A 20993-nucleotide genomic window follows, 5' to 3' on the forward strand; every position below is an offset into this window, starting at 1 on the left:
TTTGTGGAATGGCCTAATTGGTTGCTAAAATGTTATTGCCGTTGATTTTATAATGCTTTGGAAAGTGACTTTCTGATTGGTTTTGATTCTCCTGAAGTTGTCTGAGCTGTTTAAAAAATGCTTCAGCTTCTGCTTCATGCTGTTCTTTGATACTGAAATTTGCACTGAAAGAAGGTTCACTAAATTTTACGACATAATAATAATCGCCATTTTGATTGCTAAATTTTTCTTCAATGGAATAGATGTTCTTCCATGAAAAATGTAGGGTTTTTTTCGAATAAAATAAGGTTTTATGTTTGATTGCAAACTTTATCCCGTTTTTATCTAACTCAACATCACACGCAACAAATATCTGGGTTTTGATAACCCATTGTAGCGCTACAATCATCAGCGCTAAAAAAAATAAAATAAGAATTGAAATGGCCCAAACTGGCGTATCAAGCGGTAAGCAAAATAGAATAACCAGCATCAGCAAGGCACCAATAAGCGGTATGCCAATAAACGCGGCAACAAGTACCCTACATTTATGATATTGTAATTGAAAAGAGTTCATGACGTTAATCTGCTACTAATTTAAGCGCAGATCAAACTCCATGAAATACTTACTTCTAAGTATTTTATACGGTGAAATTACGGTATTTACACTGTTTTGATTTCAATTTCCTTCCCATTCGCGGTAAAAATGCGTCAGGTAAAGTTCCATAAACTGATGCCTTTCCTCCGCGATAGCTTTGCCGGCTTCGGTGTTCATCATATCTTTAAGCAGCAACAGCTTTTCATAAAAATGATTAATAGTTGGGGCGGTGGTATTTTTATAACTCTCTTTATCTAAATGCTGTTGTGGTTGAATTGCAGGATCATATAACACACGGTTTTTAAACCCGCCATAGGTAAAAGCCCTTGCAATCCCTATTGCACCAATGGCATCTAACCGATCGGCGTCCTGAACAATTTGCATTTCTTTGGATATAAAGGAGCTTTGTTCAAAACTGTTCTTAAATGACATATTTTGAATAATCAGTTTTACGTGATTAATTATTTCTTCATCAATGGATATAGACTGGAGAAAGGCAGCAGCCATATTCGGGCCTAAGGTTTCATCTCCATTGTTAAATTTTGGATCAGCAATATCATGCAACAGTGCAGCAAAGGCTACTACAAGTTCATTCCCATTTTCCTTTTGATTAATATTTTGAGCGGTTTTGAAAACACGCTCAATATGAAACCAGTCATGGCCTGCTTCGGCATGGGCTAAAGTTTCTTTAACAAAATCAATGGTTTTTTGGATAGACGACTGCATAATTAATTTTTCTCAAATATATCGGAATTTTATGCAGGGCAGAAAAAATGTTATCAGCAGCGGAGAGTTGATTAACTCGCCGCTGCTGTTCTACTTTCATCTTCAGCAATAATTTTAATTAAATCATTGTGATTTAAAGTAAGTAAATGTGTTACCTCAACCTCTAAAATTGCGGCGATTTGAAATAAACGATCAATAGTCAATTTACTATAGCCTAACTCAATTTTACTGTAAGCATTTTGAGAGATTTTTAATTTCGCTGCCAGATAATCTTGAGTATAGTCTCTGTATTCTCTAATTTTCCTAATATTCCCGGCAACGTTCTTCGTCTTTAAAGCTAATACATCTTCCATAAAAAGGGATAATTTTATATGTTTCTATAATTTACGAAATTCTTAAAGGCTTAGATTTTATAGGAATGATTCGCTAGCTCTAAGGTATCACGTGAACGGGTAAACACGGTAATTATTACCAACAATGAAACAACTCAAAAGTTTAATGTATTCTATTTTGTTGTTGCTAATCAGGCAGTTGTAAAAACTATTGATGGGTGAGTATCGTTTCTTAAATAACCTCGCAGTTAAATGCGATTATAAAAAGGAGTAGCCGAAAACCTCAAACAGAGTAGGCATTATTAAAATTAGAACGTTATGAAACTTCAAGAGTTAAATTTAAACGAAATGAAAGAAATCAACGGTGGTGGTTTATTTGGTGGTAATGATTCATCGAATTCAGGTGGATTGTTAGGATCAATTGGAATTGGTAATTTACTATCATTTTCAAACGAAACCCAAGACGGAGATGAATCGAGTAAAACCTCGTTCTCTTTAGGGAATAACATCGGTGGAAGTTTGGAAGGATTATTCCAAAGCTTAACCAGCTAATTTGATTAACACTCAATTTATAGAAAGGGGTTCTGAAAAGAATCCCTTTTTTTCTCTAACAAAATACTGAAATAATGGAAAATTTATCAGCACAAGAACTTTTAGAAATTGGAGGTGGGGGTATTTTTGGAAATACACAGCAAGCCTCCGGCATATCAATCAGTGCTACATCTGACAGTTTATTAAGTATTACATTTATTACCACAAACGGCGATAGACGAAATGAAACGACCATTTCTGTTGGCAATGACATTGCCCTGGATTTAGGTTTAATTGGCAACAGGCAATAATTTGTTGTTAAATATAAGTGATGAAAGACCAAGAGATTTGGTCTTTTTTTATGGTCTTAAAACCTAAAATAGCAAAAATGCGTATGTCAATATTAGATATGGATAGTGACAAATACATATTTCCGAAAGAGATTATTGAAAATACAGCCGAGTATCATTTTCATTCTCATAACTCTTACACCAAAGTAATTTACCAGGTTATTTTGGTTGTACTCATTGCTGCTTTTCTGGCATTATTTCTTATTAAGGTTGATGTAAATGTAAAAAGTACTGGTTTATTCAGGCCTACTGCTGAGCGGAATGAAATTAAACCACTTATAGCCGGACGCATCGATTCTTTATTTATAAAGGAAAATATGCATGTGAAGGCCGGTCAGGTGTTGCTGACGATTAAAAAAGAAAATATCGAAAGTCAGGATGCCTTGAATCAGTTTCAGCAAACCGATGTTAAGGATCAGCTTCACGATTTAGGCTTACTCATCAATGCTTACAGAAGGAACGATTGGTCGAAAAAGTTGCCGCTTAAATCTGGCGTATATGGTCAGCAATACAGTTTCTTTATGCAAAGGGTAACCGAGGCAAAAGCAAGATATCAGCTGGCTTATAAAAATTATGAACGTTACGCCTATCTTTTTAAACGAAAAGCGGTTTCTGCATTAGAATATGATGAAATGAAACTCAGAAAGGATAACGTATTCAATGAGCTAAGTTTAATTGGAGAGGAGCAGGGGAATAAGTGGCAAACGGAATTGAATCAGCTCAATATCCAAAATCAACAACTTGATACCAGAGATCGGCAATATGAAGAAGAGAAAGAGTTTTACACCATAAAAGCACCTTTAACCGGAACAGTACAGCAATTAAAGGGTATACAACCCGGAAGTTCTATTTCGGCAAATGAAATTTTGGGTGAAATTTCCCCCGATTCAGGCTTGATTGCAGAAACCTATGTTCAACCTAAAGATATCGGTTTGCTAAAAGTTGGCACCAAAGCCCGGTTTCAAATTGATGCCTATAATTATAATGAATGGGGCATGGCAACTGGTAAAGTAATATCCATCTCAAGTGACGTATTTATGGAAAATGGATCACAACCCTTTTTCAAAGTTCGCTGTTTATTGGATAAAAACAATTTAAAGTTAAGGAACGGATACCAGGGTAAAATAAAAAAGGGTATGACGCTACAGGCCCGTTTCTTTGTAACAAGAAGAACGCTATTTCAATTGCTGTATGATAAGGCTGATGATTGGTTAAACCCAAATGTAATTCCTGAAAGTAAAGAAAATCAAGTAAGCAGCCGATGAAAAATTTAAACCAATTCTTCCAGGCTTTCAAAGAGAAAATTGCTTTAAAAAAGAAAGCTAAACGCACCGTTATCAAACAGCATGACGTTACCGACTGTGGTGCTGCATGCCTGGCCTCTATCTCTATTCACTATGGTTTAGATTTACCAATTGCCAGAATACGGCAATATGCTGGTACCGATAAAAAGGGAACCAACGTACTGGGCTTAATTGAGGCATCTGCCAGGTTAGGATTTTCTGCAAAAGGCGTTAAAGCCAGTTTTGATAATCTCTTTACCATTCCAACGCCAGTTATTGCCCATGTGAATCATAATAATCTCGCTCACTACATTGTTATCTACAAGGTAACCGAAGATTATGTAGAGGTGATGGATCCTGCTTACGGAGAAATGCAGCGGCTAACGCCGGATGAATTCAGGCAGAAATGGACTGGTGTATTGATTATGCTTTTACCCGGAGATGATTTCACTGCCGGAACCGAGCGAATATCATTAGAGAAAAGATTTCTCTATTTGCTGATGCCACATAAGTCAATTCTAATTCAGGTATTAATTGGCGCCATATTTTACACCATCTTAGGTTTATCAACTTCCATTTTTCTTCAAAAAATAGTAGATAATGTACTTCCAGAGGGCAATACGAATTTATTAAACCTGATGGGAACGGTGATGATTATCATCATCCTGCTGCAAATATTTATCAATTACGCTAAAACACTATTAACCATAAAAACCGGACAGCAAATTGATGCGAGGTTAATCCTGGGTTATTATAAACACCTTTTGAAGTTACCTCAGGCTTTTTTCGATACCATGCGTGTAGGAGAAATCATCTCACGGATGAATGATGCAGTAAAAATCAGGGCTTTTATCAATGATGTATTGGTTGGTTTTGCGGTCAATGTCTTCATCCTGATTTTTTCTTTTGCACTGATGTTTACCTACTATTGGAAACTGGCTTTGATTATGTTAACTGTTGTGCCTTTGTACGCCTTGGTTTATTATATATCAAATCGCCTGAACAAAACCACACAAAGGCAACTAATGGAAAAAAGTGCTGAACTGGAAAATCAATTGGTAGAATCAGTCAATTCAGTTAGTACCATAAAACGATTTGGATTGGAGAATTTCTCTAACCTGAAAACAGAAATCAGATTTATTAATTTACTGAAAACGGTTTACACCTCCGGAACAAATTCACTATTAGTAGGTAACGCCAGTGGTTTTATTTCGAGCACATTTGCTGTTATTTTATTATGGGCAGGGGCAAGTTTTGTACTTCAAAACCTGATCACTCCCGGAGAATTGTTATCATTTTATGCCATTATCGGATATTTCACAGGTCCTGTAATTAGTTTAATTGGCATGAATAAGGTTTTTCAAGATGCCCGCATTGCCGCCGACAGACTTTTTGAAATCATGGATTTAGAGCGGGAGAAAACAGAGAACAAAACTGACATTACACCGGATATGATTGGAGATATCGAATTTCGGAAAGTGAATTTCAGGTACGGGACCAGGGTTACGGTTTTTGATGGCTTTGATCTTCATGTTCCGAAAGGTAAAATCACAGCTGTAGTGGGAGAGAGCGGCTCTGGGAAAACTACATTACTTTCGCTACTTCAAAATATTTATCCGCTGCAGTCGGGAAATATTATGATCGGCGAATTCGACATCAATTACATTACTAACGAAAGTTTGAGGAAACTGGTAGCGGTAGTGCCACAAGATGTGCATCTGTTTGCCGGAAATGTGATTGAAAATATTGCTGTTGGAGAGATGGAACCTGATATGAAAAAAATTGTGCGTATTTGTGCCCAACTGCATATTATGGATTTTATTGAACGTTTGCCAAACGGATTTGATACCTATTTGGGAGAAAACGCTACCAATTTATCTGGCGGGCAAAGGCAGCGGCTGGCCATTGCAAGGGCGCTGTATCGTGATCCGGAAATATTAATTTTGGATGAAGCCACCTCTTCGTTAGATTCCTCATCAGAAGAACATATCCATCACGCTATTTCTTTACTTCGTGAACAAGGCAAAACCATTATTTTAATTGCTCACCGATTAAGCACCGTTGTAAATGCGGATAAAATTGTGGTGTTAAAAGAGGGAAAACTTATTGAAGAAGGTACACATGCCGAGCTGGTTGAAATAAACGGGATGTACACCAGCATGTGGCACAAACAATTTCCGTCAATTACAGATTCAATAAAGAAAAAGCGGGTAAAGAAAGTAGGTAATCAGGAACCCAAAAGCTAGTGCATTTTAAATTCCTGATAATTTATATAGTTATGCTTGTACTTGATTTTCAATCAGTGGTGCTCTTCTTGAACCATCGTAAAGCTCGTACTCTAGCATTCTGCAATCTAGTTTTCCGTTATAGAATTCAATTTTTCTTGATGCCTTTAAGCCGATTTTTTTGGCAAGGTCAGGATTTCCGGTAAAAATATAACCTGAATAACCTTTACATTTGGTTTTCATGAAATCGCCCATGCGCTTGTAGGTGAGTTCCAGTTTGCTGTGTACGCCTAAACGTTCCCCGTATTCCGGATTGAAAACCACCACGCCTTTTCCGCCTTCCGGAACAGGTGTAAGTTCGAAATCACAAACTTCAAATTCAATAAAAGTATCTACTCCAGCGGTTTTGGCATTTCTACGCGTAACCTCAACGGCATCCTCAGAAATATCAGAGGCAATGATTTTAAGATCTGTGTTTTTAATTACCTGATCTTTCAAAATTCTTCTTTCAGCAAAAAATTCCTGCTCATCATAACCTAAAATGTGCATAAAGCCATAATTCATGCGATACAAGCCTGGAGCACGATTGGTTGCGATTAATGCTGCTTCGATAGCCAAAGTTCCTGAACCACACATCGGATTGATAAAGGGCGATTTTTTATCCCAATTGGTGGCATAAATGGCACCTGAAGCTAAGGCTTCGAGCATTGGTGCTTTTCCCGGAATTTTACGATAACCATGTTTCGCCAACGTTTCGCCTGAGGTATCTATAAATACATCGGCATCGGCATCTTTCCAGTATAAATGTACTACTGCTTTGTTGGCATCAGAGCCAGAGTTCGGGCGTATCCCTTTTTTCTCTTTCATCCTGTCAACAATCGCATCTTTAACCTTTAAATTGGCAAAAAGTGGGGTGGTAATGTTTGGATTATCCACATTGGAGGTTACAGAGAAATAACCTGCAAAATCAATCAATTCCTCCCATTCAATCGCTTTGATTTCGTTGTACAAATCATCAGGCGTAACTGCTTTAAAACTTTTTATGGCGTACAAAATCTGACTGGCGCAACGCAAGTTCAAATTTAGCTTAATACACTCTGTAAGGGTGATATTTAGCTCAACACCAGTTGGGAAAGCCCTTTCAATTTTATATCCTAAGGCCGTAACTTCATCTTGCAAATACGGAGAAAGGCGCTTATTGCAGGTAATAATTACCTTGCTTTTATTGTGGAAAACTTGCATCATAATATATGCGAAGTTATCAATAAAATTATAGAGATTTGATGTTTATAGTACATTAAGTAGTATTAGATATGGAAATTAAAGGAAAAGTACACGAAGTAGGTGCAACGCAGCAAGTGAGTGAAACGTTTAAAAAACGTGATTTAATAGTAGAATACGCAGAAAATCCAACATACCCAGAATATATCCGTTTTGAGGCTTTACAAGATAAAACTGCATTATTAGATACATTTAAAGCGGGTGATGAAGTTGAGGTTTTCTTTAACTTACGTGGTCGCCCTTGGACAGATAAAACAGGAAAAACATCATATTTTAACAGCTTGGTCATTTGGAGAATCAATGCTATTGCAGGGGGTGCTCCGGCAGCAGCTACTCCAGCTTATGCAGCTCCGGTTGATGTGAGTAACACACCAGGTGAAGATGATGATTTACCATTCTAAATAAAGATTCTTTTTAAGCAAACAATTTTGAACCATGCCGGGGCTTTTGCCCCGGCATTTTTTTGTTAAAAATTTCTTTGAATATTCATTTCCAGCTAAATAAGCCATGTTAAAATATGTTAAAAACATTCCTTTAACTTAGCTATTGAGTATTTTTGATATCAGTTAGGTTGCAGAAAGTACTGTAAATACTTTCAGCAGAAGATCACATCAATGAAAAAAAGGAGTTTTTGGTTTATTACTGTTTTAATGACGGTGGCTTTGCTGGGCGTTTTTGTGATGCAGTTGTATTACATCAAAGAAGCCTACAACCTAAAATCTCAGCTTTTCGATGAACAGGTCAATCAGACTTTAGCAACAGTAGTTAAAAAAGTAGAGCGATTAAATGTGGCCAATCACATTAACAGGAAAGATGCCGAAAATAAATTAAGGCGACTTCAGGATGCCCGGCAAAGAGCGCTCGATATTAAAGATTTAAGGCAACAATATGTGCAGGAATCGGAGTTGAGGTTGGCCGAACGGGAAAACCAAATAGAAAATTATTTAAATCAGCAGGATAGTATCATAAGGATGTCTTACCGGGCACCCAAAGTAATCTCGGAGAAAGAGTTCATCTCCCTTAATACTCCTAACGGCGATAAGGTAGATTTACAGATGGATGCTTTTATTGATATCCGAAGCCTTGTGATCAAAGGGTATAGCATGCGCACTAAACCTTTTGCAGCGCCTCCAAAAACTTTCGAATTCAAAAGTTTTCAAAGCTTGCCAGACTCTTTAAGGTATCTGGTTTTCGATCCTAGAAACGGCAGTCCTGGTTTTGTAAGCCTTGCAAAAATTCCTGATGATTTAGAGAAGAAATTTAAGCGTGAAGATGAAATTGCCAAAAAAAAGCTCGAAGTAAGAATTGCGGCCCTGGGTAAAGACACGCTCCCTTACACCCGAATGAATCTGGTTGAAGATGTATCCAAAGAGCTTGAAGATGCTAAAATTCCGATTTACAAGCGAATTAATTTCAGGGCACTTGGTGATATTCTGATGTCAGAATTATCTACACACAACATTAGCCTTAAACCATCGTATAAAGTTTCGCTGGCAAAAAAAGATTCAGTGCTGTTTATGGTGGCTTCCAATACCAAAGGGGAGTTTTTACCAGAGAACACCTATAAAACGCCACTTTTTGGTAACGACTTATTTCGCGATCCGGGAACTTTGATTGTTACTTTCCCAAACAAAAATTCTGCTATCTTAACCAATCTGGGTTTCACGCTGGCATCGTCGGTAGGCTTGTTGCTGGTGCTGGTTTTTATCTTTTCGTATACTCTTTATGCCATTCTAAAACAGAAAAAAATCTCTGAGATGAAAACAGATTTCATCAATAATATGACGCACGAGTTTAAAACACCGGTAGCCACGATCATGATTGCCAGTGAGGCACTAAAGGATCCGGAAGTTACGGAAGATAAGACCCGCCTGAAACGTTTGGCAAATATCATTTATGATGAAAATGTGCGTTTGGGAAGCCATATTGAACGCGTGTTAAGTATTGCCAGACTGGAAAAAGGTGAACTAAAGATGGATAACACAGCGGTTGACATGAATGACCTGATTGTGATTGTGTTGGATAGTATGGGACTTCAGCTGCAAAAAAGAAGTGCAGTTTTAAATATCAATACAGATGCTGAAAAATCAACTGTTTATGGCGATGAGTTGCACCTTTCGAATGTGCTTTATAATTTGATAGACAATGCCAATAAATACAGTGCAGAGGTACCAGAAATTACAATATCTACCAGGAACACACATAAAAATTTGATTATTGAGATTGCGGACAAGGGTATTGGGATGACCAAAGACCAGTCGAAGCGAATTTTTGATCAGTTTTATCGTGTACCCACGGGTAACCTGCATGATGTTAAGGGCTTTGGTTTGGGGCTAAATTACGTTCAGGATATTATTAAACAAGCAAATGGCAGCATAAAGGTAAGCAGCGAGAAAGATAAAGGAACAACATTTGAAATATCGTTACCTTTATACGAAGGCTAAATGTCGGCACAAAAGCTGAATTGGTCGATACATTACCTAAATGCAGCCAAACATTATTTAACATAGCGGTGAATTTATTTTATATCACAAGTAAATTTAAACCGTTATGCAAACACACAATCAAACCCTTACGGTAGGTAATGCTACATACGGGAACAAAATAAAAACAATGAAAAAGATACTTCTGGTTGAGGACGATCCAAATTTAGGTTTATTACTTCAAGATTATTTGCAGTTGAAAGGCAAGTTTGATGTGGTGCTTTGCACAGATGGCGAGGAAGGTTTACGTGCCTTCAATAAGCAAAACTTCGATTTGTGTATTCTCGACGTGATGATGCCTAAAAAGGATGGATTTACTTTAGGAAAAGATATTCGTAAAATAAATGCACAGGTACCCATTATTTTTGCCACTGCTAAGACCATGTTAGAAGATAAATCTGCAGCTTATGATTTAGGCGGGGATGACTACATTACAAAACCGTTTCGTATTGAGGAATTGCTGTTGCGCATTAACGCTATGTTCAAACGAATTTCGAGCAAAACGGATGGGATAGAAGAGGCGCCTGAAACTCAGTTTAGCATTGGTGATTATACTTTTGATTATACCACACAAATTATTACCAATGCCGACCAGCAACAAAAGCTATCTACTAAAGAAGCAGAATTACTTCGTTTATTGTGTTTGAAAAAGAACACGGTATTAACCCGTGAAGAAGCGTTGTTAAGTATCTGGCATGACGATAACTATTTCAACGGGCGCAGCATGGATGTGTTCCTCAGCAAGCTACGCAAATATTTAAGAGGCGATTCGAACGTGGAGATTATTAACGTTCATGGTAAGGGCTATAAGTTGCTGGTAAGTTAGATGTAGATGGCTTGTTTAAGACACCAAACAGTAGAAGCAAGAGCAGGTATCGTAAATCACTGATCTCTAAATGTAGTTACACCAAGCTTGCCGAAAACGCCATTCAGGATATCTTAAAAGTCTTAAATAGGCTCAGGATGTCATCCAATATATATGATAGCATCCTTACTTACAAGTATAAATTTTCTTTTATTGCCGGAATAATGTTGCGCTCCTGAGCAAGGGTGAAAAGGGTATCCACAGCTTTTCTACCCTCTTCGCCAAGGTTGATACTGTATTTATTTACATATAATTCGATGTGTTTATACATCACCGCCTCATCCATTGCCTGTGCATATTCGCGTATAAAATCGATGCCCGATTTGGGGTGAGCGAAGGCAAACTCAACCGATTGACGAATCAAGCGGTTTACTTTAAGCTGAATTTCACGATCCAAATTCCTGTTGATTACAATTCCACCCAAAGGAATGGCGCAACCTGTTAGTTTTTCCCAGTAATCTCCTAAATCAATAATTTTAGTTAAGCCTTTATCCTGGTAAGTAAATCTATTCTCATGAATAATCAGACCCAAATCAATCTGGTCTTCCAGCAAAGCTGATTCAATTTCAGAGAAAACCATTTCCTGTTTATGTTTTAACTGAGGGAATGCAATGCCCAGTAAAAAATTTGCTGTAGTGTATTTGCCCGGGATTCCGACTTTCAGTTCACGTGTTCCGGATTTCAATAATTCATCAAGCGCTTCTGGGGTGTGCTTATGGCTGATTAGCAACGGACCAACACCGAAACCCAGCGCACTTCCTGCATCGAGCAAAGCATATTGGTTCGCCACGTAGGCAAAGGCATGGAAACTTAGTTTAGTAATATCCAACTGCCCCTTTAAAGCCTTTTGATTTAATGTTTCCACGTCATCATAAGTTACTTCAAACTCAAGGCCTTCGGTATCAATTTTATGGTGAATAAGAGCGTCAAAAATAAAGGTGTCATTCGGGCAGGGTGAAAAACCAAGTGTAAGTTTCATAAATCAAAATTAACCACTGCAATACACTAAAACGTCATAATCAGTTCATTTCTGAGATAAAAGAAATCATCCACTCGTTCAGATTTCTAATTGCTAAACCAATCTCCCAGTTTTCTTTGTTTCTGGGTTCAACATAGTTTGAAACACTTCTGATTTGCAAACAATCGATATTTTCGCGTGTGCAGGCATAAAAAACGGCGGCACCTTCCATGCTTTCAGTTGTCGGATTAATTCGTTTTTTTAAGTTTCTGATACTTTTTTCACTTCCGGTAACACAATTAACGGTGATACTTTTTACAGATGGCAAATCAATAATTTTTTTGCTTTTAGCATTGAATTGGTTTTCGCCAAATCCTAAATCCGTTATCGTTAAAAAATCATCACCGTTTTCGGCGCCCAGTTCTGCAAAAATATCTTCACTAATATTTAACAGGCTGCCCAGTTTAATGTTGCGGTCAAAACATCCTGCTATGCCCACGTTAATCACTAAATTATATTTATTTGGGGTGAGATATTGCCCTAAAGAAAATGCTGTTGCCACCATGCCCACGCCGGTAATCAATAAATCAAAATTTTTGCTTTCAATAAAATCTCCCTCAGGTAGGTTAAAGTGCTGATAGAAGAAGGCAACCTCGGCTTTTGTGGCTGCTACAACCAGTGTTTTCATAAAGTAAAGTTAGGGGATTACCACTATAATCATTCAATTTCCATCTTACATTTTCCTTATCATCTCTTAAGGCTTTATCCGTATATTTGACCCTTTATTGTAAAGTAATGATTTATATAACGAGAAAAGCATCATTTAACGCAGCCCACAAGCTGGCCCGAACCGATTGGGATGATGATAAAAATGCAGAGGTTTACGGCAAATGTGCTAATCCAAACTGGCATGGGCATAATTATTGGCTTTATGTAACGGTTAAAGGAGAAGTTAATCCTGAAACAGGATTTCTTGTAGATTTGAAATGGTTAAAAGACATCATGAATGATTACGTGGTAGATAAAGTTGACCATAAAAACTTAAATCTGGATGTAGATTTTATGAAAGGCAAACTGGCTTCTACAGAAAACCTGGCGATTGAGATTTGGAAACAGCTTGAAGCCCCTATTGCAGAAGGCGGAGCCACATTGCATTGTGTGAAAATCTACGAAACCGAAAATAATTTTGTTGAATACTTTGGTTAAAAACTACCTATATTAATGAGCACTAAAGACGTATTAAAAGGCGAATCAAGAGACGGCTATGTAAAAATAGATCGTTATAACGATGAAAAAATTGAAGCTGTTGCTACGCATTACAAAGATATTCTTGGTCAGCTGGGCGAAGATCCTGAACGTGAAGGTTTAATTAAAACCCCTGAACGTGTAGCAAAAGCCTTGCAGTATTTAACGCATGGTTATGATTTGAAACCGGATGAAATTCTGAAATCGGCAATGTTTGAGGAGGATTATAGTCAAATGGTGGTAGTTAAAGATATTGAGGTCTATTCCATGTGTGAACATCATATGCTGCCTTTCTTTGGTAAAGCGCACATTGCTTACATTCCAAACGGCCATATCGTGGGCTTAAGTAAAATCCCTCGTGTGGTAGATGCCTTTGCCCGTCGTTTACAGGTGCAGGAACGTTTAACCAACGAAATCAGAGATTGTATTCAAAATACTTTAAACCCAATGGGTGTAGCAGTGGTGATGGAATGCAGACACTTGTGTATGGCCATGCGTGGCGTACAGAAGCAGAATTCAGTAACTACAACATCGGCCTTTACCGGAACTTTTTTAAGTAACGATAAAACAAGGGCTGAGTTTCTGAGATTAATTACAGCCAGTTTAGATTAAAGTTAGAACCAAGTAATAAGTATCAGGTATCAAGATTAGCCGCTTTAAAACGGTTTTCAGAAAACCTGTAAATAAAAGACATTAAATGAAAGCATATATTTTTCCTGGACAGGGAGCGCAATTTGTAGGCATGGGTAAAGATCTTTACGAGAACCCAAAAGCTGCAGAATTATTTGAAAAGGCAAATGAAATTATTGGTTTTCGCATTAGCGATATTATGTTCGGTGGAACAGATGAAGAACTAAAACAAACCAATGTTACACAACCGGCTATCTTTTTACATTCAGTAATTTTAGCGAAGGTTTTAGGTGATGATTTTAAGCCTGATATGGTAGCTGGTCACTCATTAGGCGAATTTTCTTCTCTGGTGGCAGCGAATGCTTTGAGTTTTGAAGATGGCTTGAGGTTGGTAATTGCCCGTGCAAATGCCATGCAAAAAGCCTGCGAAGCACAACCATCTACCATGGCTGCGATTTTAGGCTTAGCTGATGATGTAGTTGAGAAAATTTGTGCCGAAGTTGATGCTGTTGTTGTTCCTGCAAATTACAATTGCCCAGGGCAACTGGTTATTTCCGGAAGCATTGAAGGTATTGATTTGGCTTGCGCTAAACTAACAGAAGCTGGTGCTAAACGGGCTTTGAAACTAAACGTAGGTGGTGCATTTCATTCTCCTTTGATGGAGCCTGCAAAAATTGAATTACAGGCTGCTATAGAAGCAACAAATATCTCGGCTCCAATTTGCCCGGTTTATCAGAATGTTGATGCAAAACCTTATACAGATCCTGCTCAAATTAAAGAAAATCTAATCAAACAATTAACAGGCGCTGTACGTTGGACTCAAACCGTATCAAATATGCTTGCAGATGGTGCAACAGAATTTGTTGAAGTGGGACCAGGCAACGTATTGCAAGGATTGGTGAAAAAAGTTAGTCGCGAGGTACAAACCAGTAGTGCTGTTGTAGCTTAACTTTCGCACACATAACAATATTTTTCGACGCCATAAACAAACCGTTTATGGCGTTGTTTTTTATCAATATTTAATATCTTTATCGAAATAGATGAAACTGAGCTTTGGTGTAAAAATTAGATTTCTGCTGCTTGTTTTGGGTTGTTGCCTCATTGTCACTTCAATTTCTTTGAGCAGATTTACCACCAAAAATGAGTTACTGGAACGTGATGCAAAAGAAGTTCAACAAAACTTACTCGTTAAAGAAAGAGATGTTGCTGCATTTTTAGGCAATAAAAATGAAGTTAACAAAGCGAAGGAGCTCCATGTTAACCCGAAGGAGGCCATCGAATTTTTAGACGTCTACCGGAAAGTTAAGGGAATCAATTTACTCACCTTCCAAAACAATCAGTTAAAATTCTGGAGTACCTATCGCGTAACCGATATTGATCCCCGTACCATTAAAGAAGGAAGCTCTGTTTTATTTTTCTCCAATGGCTGGTATGAGGTAATCAAAAGTACACAGGGAGATTTCAGCTTGATCTTTCTGATTTCTATCCAATCACAATACCCGTTTAAGGAAACCAAATACTTCAAAAATGATCTCGATCCGCTGCTGTCAAGTTCACAGCTCTTAACTTTAGCATCGTTCACAGATAAAGATGTTTATAGCATCAAAAGCATTGAAAATAAGTTTCTTTTTGGTTTAAAGGTAAAGCCGGGTTATGTTGACGATTATTACTCTGTCATTCAGCTATGGCTCTTTATAGCCGGGATGCTGAGCATTTGCATGTTCTTTAACTCATTAAGTTCGTTAATTGCAAGGAAGGGACATATTGTTTGGGGAACACTATTGCTGCTGGTTTTCTTCTTGTCGTTTAGGCTTTCTGATTTATACTTCGGCTGGTTTAACCACCGTTTTCCGCTCGATCTTTTTGACCCCAGGATCTATTCTGAAAGTTTCCTCATGCCATCACTGGGCGATTTTCTACTGAATGTATTTACCTTAACATGGTTACTGCTATTTATGTACAACCATAAGGAGCAATATAAATTTGGTAACTGGATCAGGAAAAGTAAAGTGTTGGGGATTATTATCCATGGTCTGTTTTTAGGCCTTATAGGTACAATAGCTTATTTCAGTGATGAGGTTTTTTTCGGGTTGATTTATAACTCCAAAATCAATTTCGAGATTATTAATATTTTAAAGTTAAGCGGTACAAGTTGGGTAAGTATCGTAATTCTTTGCCTAGTATGGTTTCAAATTTATCTAATCACCGTAATTACGGCTACGGTGAGTAAACAATTAAATGTAACCAACAAAGAGCGATTGGTTATTTTTCTGGTTGGTTTTGCTGCCGTTTTTATCTACAGGCTTGCCACTGATTTTACTGCCTTTTTTATTGTTTTTGCACTCATCCTCTTCATTGTTTGCAGAAGTATTTACGATGAAAAAGCAAAGTTTTCTGTTGGACTGTTTGCCATCGTTTTCTTTTGCCTGGCCTTTAATACATCGATTAAATATATAAAGTACAAAGACATTACAGAGCGTAGCTTAAGAGAGCCTCTAGCCCGTAAAGTACAATCGTCAGAAGATCCGAATGCAATTGTAGCTTTAGGAAGTCTGGAAGGACAGTTGTTAAAGGATGAATTTTTAATCCGATATTTTAATCAGAATGGTAAATCGAATTATGCAGTACTCAAAAACCACATTAAAAACTATTTAGATGGTTACTTGAGCCGATACGATTATCAAATCTATCCCTATGATAAATCGGGATTAGATATCAGCAACCCTAATGGGCAACCTTTCAAAAAATATAAAGGATTAGTTGAATCAGGATCGGTTAAAATTGATGGTGCGAATTACTTTTACCAGGTAAATAATACATTTGGCTACCAGGATTATTTTGGGATTATTTCTGTAGTAAACAAGGGCAATTTACTGGGTTCACTGGTTATTGAACTCAGATCAAAACCCTATAACTACAACAACCGTTTACCCGATCTGCTTGGCGACCAAAAGCTCATCCGAGATGAGGATTTCAGGGGTTATTCAATTGCACTCTACAGCAACAACAAATTATTAAATCAGTCAGGGAATTATACCTATCCGCTCGACGGACATATTTTCAAGGGGAAAAAGGATGATTTCGTGACCAGTAGCGATGCGGTTCAGGATTACAGTCACTTAGTTTACAAGCCAACAAATAGCAAAATGGTGGTAATCAGTAAACAAAAAGTTGATTATGTGGAGCGATTGGCTGCATTATCTTTCTTCTTTTTAGTATTCATCATTTTCTCTCTGGTACTTTATGGATTAATTTGGTTAATCAAAAATCTTGATGATGAACGTGTCGGCTGGTTTAGTATCAACCGGTCACTGATGATTAACGCAAACAAGATTTTGTACAAAACCAGAATTCAACTTTCTATTGTGCTATCGGTTGTGGCTACTTTATTAATTGTAGGTTGGGTAACCTATTACTACATGGATCGGGAATACCGCGGGCAGCAAACCGCTTCCATAAAAGATAAAATCAGGAAGGTTCAGCAGAACTATGAGAAGCAGGTTTTTAGTAACGGGATTACCAATGACGAAGATGCCGTAGCCGATTTTAATAATTTTGCCGATATCAACAATGCCGATTTAAACTTGTACGATACGCAGGGCAACTTGTTGATGACAACTTATCCAAAATTGTACAGTTCGAAAGTAATCGGGAGAAAGATGGGACCATTGGCTTATGCTTATCTAGATAAATTAAAACGATCTGAATATATCAACCCTTTTGAAAAAATAGGAAGTTTAACCTATGCTGCGGCTTATGCACCCATCCGAAATGCTCAAAATAAAACCATCGCCTATATTGGATTACCCAATTACTCAAATGAAGAAGAATATTCAGATAAAATTGCCCTTTTCGTAAGTAATCTGATTAATATCTATGCGCTTGTTTTCGTTGCTGTAGGGGTTTTAGCGGTTTTTCTGGCCAATCAAATTACCAGTCCGCTTACTTTTATTCAGGAGAGCATCAGCAGAACCCGAATCGGACAAAGAAACGAGCCCATTATTTGGCGCAGACATGATGAAATTGGCTCATTAATAAAAGAATATAACAGCATGATTGCTGCCCTTGAGGCCAGTGCCGTTAAACTTGCCCGTTCCGAGCGTGAAAGTGCCTGGCGTGAAATGGCAAAACAAGTGGCACATGAAATTAAAAATCCTTTAACGCCGTTAAAACTTGGCGTTCAGCTTTTGGAAAAATCGTGGAAAGAGAACGATCCGAATTTTGAAAACAAATTCAACAAATTCAGCAAATCTTTTATTGAACAAATTGAAAGTCTTTCAAAAATTGCCTCTGAATTTTCAAATTTTGCCCGGATGCCGGATACAAACCTGGAAAAACTAGATGTAATGCCGGTAATTGAACAGGCTCGTCAGGTTTATAAAAACAGCGACAATGTCGAAATCAATGTATTAAACAAATCTGACAGGTATGTTCGCATTCTGGCAGATCATGACCAATTGCTGAGAACATTTAATAACTTGTTTAAAAATGCCATTGAAGCTATCGATGATGAATCGCATTGCTGCATTACTGCGGTAATTTATAATGATGAAGAGAATGCTTACATCGAAATAAAAGATAATGGGAAAGGTATCCCGGCAATGTTACATGATAAGATTTTTGTGCCAAACTTTACTACTAAATCTTCCGGAACGGGATTAGGCTTGGCCTTTGTTAAGCAAGCTGTTGAAAATGCCGGTGGAACGATTACGTTTACTTCCGTTATTGATCTTGGAACAACTTTTTATCTAACGTTTCCGTTAGCTTAAGTCAATTTTTGAGAGAAATTATCGAAGATCAACCTGGGCCTTGCCCATCGTGTTTCCATCTGCATACAGGATCACCGTGTAAATACCTTTAATAAAAGCTTTAGGGTTTTTCCAGTCGATAACATAGGTGCTGTCATCATTATTGTAATTGATATAGATTGAATGGCTGTATTGCATTTCCTGGCCATCGGCTTCAAAACGATTGCCTTCATCTGCTAATAAATTCCCGGCCGGATCAAATACCCTCAAGTAAATATTATGATGACCCTTTTCTGCAAGTTCATTCGGAATAATATTAAACCGAACACTTAGTTTTTCTGCGCTTGATGACTTTGTGACTTCTATTTTTTTACCGCTAGATTTCGTTCTGAATGCTACAATTTCTGCACTTTGAAGCTTCAAGGCTGATGCTGTTTTTACTTTTGCATTTAAGGTTGAGTTTTCAGTTTCCAGATTTGAAGTTTTGCTGTTCAGGTTTCTTAATGTGTTTTCTAAACTGTCACGGCTGTTCTTTAGAAAAATATTATCCTTTTGTAACTGGATAATCTGGTCATTATAATTTTTTACGAAAGTTTTTAATTCATTGATCTGGCTGTTTGCTTTATCGAGTTCGCCTTGTGTAATCTCGCCTTTTTCTAAAGCAAGCTTCAATTCAGCAATTTTTTCTCTCGCCAGTTTCTGCTCTTCCACAAGTTTTTCATTTAGATCCAGATTTAAAGCTTCAACTTTATCCAATTCTACCTCAATCTTTTCTACTTCTAAGCGTAATTTATCTTTCTCGGTACTTACCGTAACAAATCTCTCGCTTTGCTGTCGATCTTTAAAAAACAAATAGGCATTTGTTCCAATAAGGGCGGCTATTACAATAACCAGAAAGTAAATTTTGTTCCTATCGCCTTTATTAGTCTTCTGTGGTTCCATTTTTAATAATGCTGTATCTTCTTAAATTAATATACTTTTGTTGTTCCATAGGTAAATGGAGTACACAATTAATTTTAGCAGTGCGCAAATTATAATTTTTAATAAACTTATAAGAGTTTTTAAAAAAAATCGTTTAATTGCTAATGTTGATTTGTATTAAAATTAACAACAAATACGCATCCTGAATAAAAAACAAGACATAATAATGCTTAAAAATTTCCTATACGCACTTTTATCCTTTATTGTAATACCATATATATTAAATGCACAACCTTTAACAAAAATTGCACCAAAAAGAGAGTTTAGAGGCGTTTGGGTGGCTACAGTGACCAATATTGATTGGCCATCCCGGCCGGGTTTGACTGTTGATCAACAGAAACAGGAACTGATTGGAATTATGGAAAGGCATAAAGCCCAGGGAATGAATGCCATCATTTTACAGGTTCGGCCAGCCGGTGATGCTTTTTATGCCAAATCAAGAGAACCATGGAGCCAATGGTTAATGGGCAAGCAAGGTTTGGCGCCAGCTGCGGGATATGATCCATTGGCTTTTGCTATTAAGGAAGCACATTTCAGGGGGATGGAACTGCATGCCTGGTTTAATCCATACCGTGCAAGTATGAGCAGCAGTAGCATTTTACATGAAGATCATGCTTTCCGGAAACATCCGGACTGGTTTTTTACCTACGGCGGGAAAAAACAGTTTGATCCGGGTATCCCTGATGTACGAGAATATATTGTGCAGGTAATTTTAGATGTTGTGAAGGGGTATGATGTGGATGGAATTCATTTCGATGATTATTTCTATCCGTATAAAATTGAAGGACAAACCATTAATGATGCTGCTACCTTTAACAAGTTCTCGAATAATTTTACTGATATCAGAGATTGGCGCAGAAATAATGTAGATATGCTGATCAAACAGCTGGATGACAGTATTCACCATTATAAAAAATGGGTGAAGTTTGGCGTGAGTCCATTTGGTATCTGGCGGAACAAATATGAAGACCCGGAGGGATCTGCCACAAGTGGTTTATCGAATTACGCAGAACTTTTTGCCGATAGCCGTAAATGGGTCAAAGAAGGTTGGGTAGATTACATTAACCCACAGATATATTTTACATTTACCAGAAGAGTTGCGCCTTTTGGAACCCTGGTAGATTGGTGGAGCAATAATAGTTATGGCAGGCATGTTTACATTGGTCAGGGTGCTTACCTAGTAAATTCAAGAGCAGAAGCCGCCTGGAAAAATTTATCTGAAGTGCCAAGGCAAGTACGCTATCTCCGGGAGAGTAACCGCATTCAGGGAAGTGTGTATTTTAGTTCCAAATCACTAAGTACTGTAGCCAGATCGGTTGCGGATTCGCTTAGAAATGATTTGTATAAATATCAGGCTTTGCCTCCGCAAATGCCTTGGTTAGATGAAGTTCCACCGAATGAGCCGCAGGCCTTAACTGTAGATGCATTAAAAGACGGAGTGCATTTGAAATGGCAAAACCCATTAAAAGCGAAGGACGGTGAAACAGCTTCAGGGTTTGTAATTTACCGTTTTGCAGAAGGGGAGAAGATATCTACTCTTGATCCAAAAAATATCTTAAAAATCAGCTTCGAAGATTATCTGTCATTTATAGATACTACCGTTGAAGCAGGGAAAAGATATAGCTATCTGGTTACGGCCCTTGATCGGTTGAAAAACGAAAGCGAACCTAGCGGTCCTGTTGGTGTAGAAATTCCGTTGGCTAAAGAATAGGTTGGTTTAGAATTATCGTGATTAATTTCGCTTTATAAACACAAAGCTTTAATTTAGTTTGATCAACCAA

General features: G+C 37.6%; 19 protein-coding genes. 12 read left to right on the forward strand and 7 right to left on the reverse strand.

The features are described 5' to 3' along the window. Positions 1-13: 13 nt before the first annotated feature. The 3 genes from EA772_RS06540 to EA772_RS06550 form a co-directional block, all read right to left on the reverse strand. Entirely contained in the window at positions 14-553 is a 540-nt protein-coding gene (locus tag EA772_RS06540; RefSeq protein ID WP_124911967.1) for a hypothetical protein, read from the reverse strand. 102 nt (positions 554-655) lie between these two features. Beyond that, positions 656-1300, reverse strand: a complete 645-nt coding sequence (locus EA772_RS06545) for an HD domain-containing protein (RefSeq protein WP_124911969.1) — start codon at positions 1298-1300, stop codon at positions 656-658. A gap of 71 nt (positions 1301-1371) precedes the next feature. Next, positions 1372-1653 carry a helix-turn-helix domain-containing protein gene (locus tag EA772_RS06550; RefSeq protein ID WP_010601657.1) on the reverse strand — a complete coding sequence of 94 codons (282 nt, stop codon included), beginning with the start codon at positions 1651-1653 and terminating at the stop codon, positions 1372-1374. A gap of 297 nt (positions 1654-1950) precedes the next feature. On the opposite strand from EA772_RS06550, the gene EA772_RS06555 reads away from it, so the two are divergent. The 4 genes from EA772_RS06555 to EA772_RS06570 all read left to right on the forward strand — a co-directional run bounded on the left by EA772_RS06555 (position 1951) and on the right by EA772_RS06570 (position 6042). Continuing rightward, positions 1951-2184, forward strand: coding sequence for a hypothetical protein (locus EA772_RS06555; RefSeq protein WP_010601658.1), 234 nt, complete (start codon positions 1951-1953; stop codon positions 2182-2184). 74 nt (positions 2185-2258) lie between these two features. Then, positions 2259-2474, forward strand: coding sequence for a hypothetical protein (locus EA772_RS06560; RefSeq protein WP_124911970.1), 216 nt, complete (start codon positions 2259-2261; stop codon positions 2472-2474). A 20-nt stretch (positions 2475-2494) separates the two neighbouring features. Next, complete coding sequence (locus EA772_RS06565) at positions 2495-3778, forward strand: HlyD family secretion protein (RefSeq protein WP_246834058.1); 1284 nt, start codon at positions 2495-2497, stop codon at positions 3776-3778. Further along, the gene (locus EA772_RS06570; protein WP_124911972.1) at positions 3775-6042 is read left to right on the forward strand and encodes a peptidase domain-containing ABC transporter; all 2268 of its coding nucleotides are present in this window, start codon (positions 3775-3777) and stop codon (positions 6040-6042) included. Before EA772_RS06565 ends, EA772_RS06570 begins: the two co-directional genes overlap by 4 nt. Positions 6043-6072: 30 nt before the next feature. Here EA772_RS06570 and EA772_RS06575 read toward each other — a convergent pair whose 3' ends face one another. Beyond that, the gene (locus EA772_RS06575; RefSeq protein ID WP_124914992.1) at positions 6073-7263 is read right to left on the reverse strand and encodes a class I SAM-dependent RNA methyltransferase; all 1191 of its coding nucleotides are present in this window, start codon (positions 7261-7263) and stop codon (positions 6073-6075) included. Positions 7264-7334: 71 nt separating this feature from the next. Between EA772_RS06575 and EA772_RS06580 the strand changes: the two genes are divergently transcribed. The 3 genes from EA772_RS06580 to EA772_RS06590 all read left to right on the forward strand — a co-directional run bounded on the left by EA772_RS06580 (position 7335) and on the right by EA772_RS06590 (position 10611). Beyond that, entirely contained in the window at positions 7335-7703 is a 369-nt protein-coding gene (locus tag EA772_RS06580; RefSeq protein ID WP_124911974.1) for a DUF3127 domain-containing protein, read from the forward strand. A gap of 213 nt (positions 7704-7916) precedes the next feature. Next, on the forward strand, positions 7917-9746 hold the full coding sequence (locus tag EA772_RS06585; RefSeq protein ID WP_124911976.1) for a sensor histidine kinase KdpD: 1830 nt from the start codon (positions 7917-7919) through the stop codon (positions 9744-9746). 169 nt (positions 9747-9915) lie between these two features. Further along, on the forward strand, positions 9916-10611 hold the full coding sequence (locus tag EA772_RS06590; RefSeq protein ID WP_029204345.1) for a response regulator transcription factor: 696 nt from the start codon (positions 9916-9918) through the stop codon (positions 10609-10611). Between the two features lie 169 nt (positions 10612-10780). Here the strand turns inward: EA772_RS06590 and EA772_RS06595 are convergent, their stop codons facing one another. Both EA772_RS06595 and mqnB read right to left on the reverse strand, forming a co-directional pair. Beyond that, positions 10781-11629: a menaquinone biosynthesis family protein gene (locus EA772_RS06595; RefSeq protein WP_124911978.1), complete on the reverse strand. Its 849-nt coding sequence runs from the start codon at positions 11627-11629 to the stop codon at positions 10781-10783. Between the two features lie 40 nt (positions 11630-11669). Next, a complete protein-coding gene (gene mqnB, locus EA772_RS06600) occupies positions 11670-12296 on the reverse strand; it encodes a futalosine hydrolase (protein ID WP_124911980.1) in 627 nt (208 codons plus the stop codon). Positions 12297-12403: 107 nt separating this feature from the next. Here mqnB and EA772_RS06605 point away from each other — a divergent pair, with 107 nt between their 5' ends. The 4 genes from EA772_RS06605 to EA772_RS06620 all read left to right on the forward strand — a co-directional run bounded on the left by EA772_RS06605 (position 12404) and on the right by EA772_RS06620 (position 18252). Further along, complete coding sequence (locus EA772_RS06605) at positions 12404-12814, forward strand: 6-carboxytetrahydropterin synthase (protein WP_010601668.1); 411 nt, start codon at positions 12404-12406, stop codon at positions 12812-12814. A 15-nt stretch (positions 12815-12829) separates the two neighbouring features. After that, the gene (gene folE, locus EA772_RS06610; protein ID WP_116168676.1) at positions 12830-13465 is read left to right on the forward strand and encodes a GTP cyclohydrolase I FolE; all 636 of its coding nucleotides are present in this window, start codon (positions 12830-12832) and stop codon (positions 13463-13465) included. 85 nt (positions 13466-13550) lie between these two features. Next, positions 13551-14432: an ACP S-malonyltransferase gene (gene fabD / locus EA772_RS06615; RefSeq protein ID WP_010602520.1), complete on the forward strand. Its 882-nt coding sequence runs from the start codon at positions 13551-13553 to the stop codon at positions 14430-14432. A 91-nt stretch (positions 14433-14523) separates the two neighbouring features. Then, the gene (locus tag EA772_RS06620) at positions 14524-18252 is read left to right on the forward strand and encodes a HAMP domain-containing sensor histidine kinase (RefSeq protein ID WP_124911982.1); all 3729 of its coding nucleotides are present in this window, start codon (positions 14524-14526) and stop codon (positions 18250-18252) included. A gap of 18 nt (positions 18253-18270) precedes the next feature. On the opposite strand, the gene EA772_RS06625 is transcribed toward EA772_RS06620, so the two are convergent. After that, positions 18271-19173, reverse strand: a complete 903-nt coding sequence (locus EA772_RS06625; RefSeq protein WP_116168674.1) for a hypothetical protein — start codon at positions 19171-19173, stop codon at positions 18271-18273. A gap of 205 nt (positions 19174-19378) precedes the next feature. Here EA772_RS06625 and EA772_RS06630 point away from each other — a divergent pair, with 205 nt between their 5' ends. Then, positions 19379-20923 (forward strand): glycoside hydrolase family 10 protein, encoded by a 1545-nt coding sequence (locus EA772_RS06630; protein ID WP_124911984.1) that lies wholly within the window; start codon positions 19379-19381, stop codon positions 20921-20923. The last annotated feature ends 70 nt before the right edge of the window (positions 20924-20993 follow it).

This window comes from Pedobacter sp. G11 (assembly GCF_003860265.1).
GTDB classification, from domain to species: Bacteria; Bacteroidota; Bacteroidia; order Sphingobacteriales; family Sphingobacteriaceae; genus Pedobacter; species Pedobacter agri.

Coding starts and splice junctions, on each gene's coding strand:
- EA772_RS06540 (WP_124911967.1), bottom strand. CDS start 553: ATGAACTCTTTTCAATTACAATATCATAAATGTAGGGTACTTGTTGCC.
- EA772_RS06545 (WP_124911969.1), bottom strand. CDS start 1,300: ATGCAGTCGTCTATCCAAAAAACCATTGATTTTGTTAAAGAAACTTTA.
- EA772_RS06550 (WP_010601657.1), bottom strand. CDS start 1,653: ATGGAAGATGTATTAGCTTTAAAGACGAAGAACGTTGCCGGGAATATT.
- EA772_RS06555 (WP_010601658.1), top strand. CDS start 1,951: ATGAAACTTCAAGAGTTAAATTTAAACGAAATGAAAGAAATCAACGGT.
- EA772_RS06560 (WP_124911970.1), top strand. CDS start 2,259: ATGGAAAATTTATCAGCACAAGAACTTTTAGAAATTGGAGGTGGGGGT.
- EA772_RS06565 (WP_246834058.1), top strand. CDS start 2,495: ATGAAAGACCAAGAGATTTGGTCTTTTTTTATGGTCTTAAAACCTAAA.
- EA772_RS06570 (WP_124911972.1), top strand. CDS start 3,775: ATGAAAAATTTAAACCAATTCTTCCAGGCTTTCAAAGAGAAAATTGCT.
- EA772_RS06575 (WP_124914992.1), bottom strand. CDS start 7,263: ATGCAAGTTTTCCACAATAAAAGCAAGGTAATTATTACCTGCAATAAG.
- EA772_RS06580 (WP_124911974.1), top strand. CDS start 7,335: ATGGAAATTAAAGGAAAAGTACACGAAGTAGGTGCAACGCAGCAAGTG.
- EA772_RS06585 (WP_124911976.1), top strand. CDS start 7,917: ATGAAAAAAAGGAGTTTTTGGTTTATTACTGTTTTAATGACGGTGGCT.
- EA772_RS06590 (WP_029204345.1), top strand. CDS start 9,916: ATGAAAAAGATACTTCTGGTTGAGGACGATCCAAATTTAGGTTTATTA.
- EA772_RS06595 (WP_124911978.1), bottom strand. CDS start 11,629: ATGAAACTTACACTTGGTTTTTCACCCTGCCCGAATGACACCTTTATT.
- mqnB (WP_124911980.1), bottom strand. CDS start 12,296: ATGAAAACACTGGTTGTAGCAGCCACAAAAGCCGAGGTTGCCTTCTTC.
- EA772_RS06605 (WP_010601668.1), top strand. CDS start 12,404: ATGATTTATATAACGAGAAAAGCATCATTTAACGCAGCCCACAAGCTG.
- folE (WP_116168676.1), top strand. CDS start 12,830: ATGAGCACTAAAGACGTATTAAAAGGCGAATCAAGAGACGGCTATGTA.
- fabD (WP_010602520.1), top strand. CDS start 13,551: ATGAAAGCATATATTTTTCCTGGACAGGGAGCGCAATTTGTAGGCATG.
- EA772_RS06620 (WP_124911982.1), top strand. CDS start 14,524: ATGAAACTGAGCTTTGGTGTAAAAATTAGATTTCTGCTGCTTGTTTTG.
- EA772_RS06625 (WP_116168674.1), bottom strand. CDS start 19,173: ATGGAACCACAGAAGACTAATAAAGGCGATAGGAACAAAATTTACTTT.
- EA772_RS06630 (WP_124911984.1), top strand. CDS start 19,379: ATGCTTAAAAATTTCCTATACGCACTTTTATCCTTTATTGTAATACCA.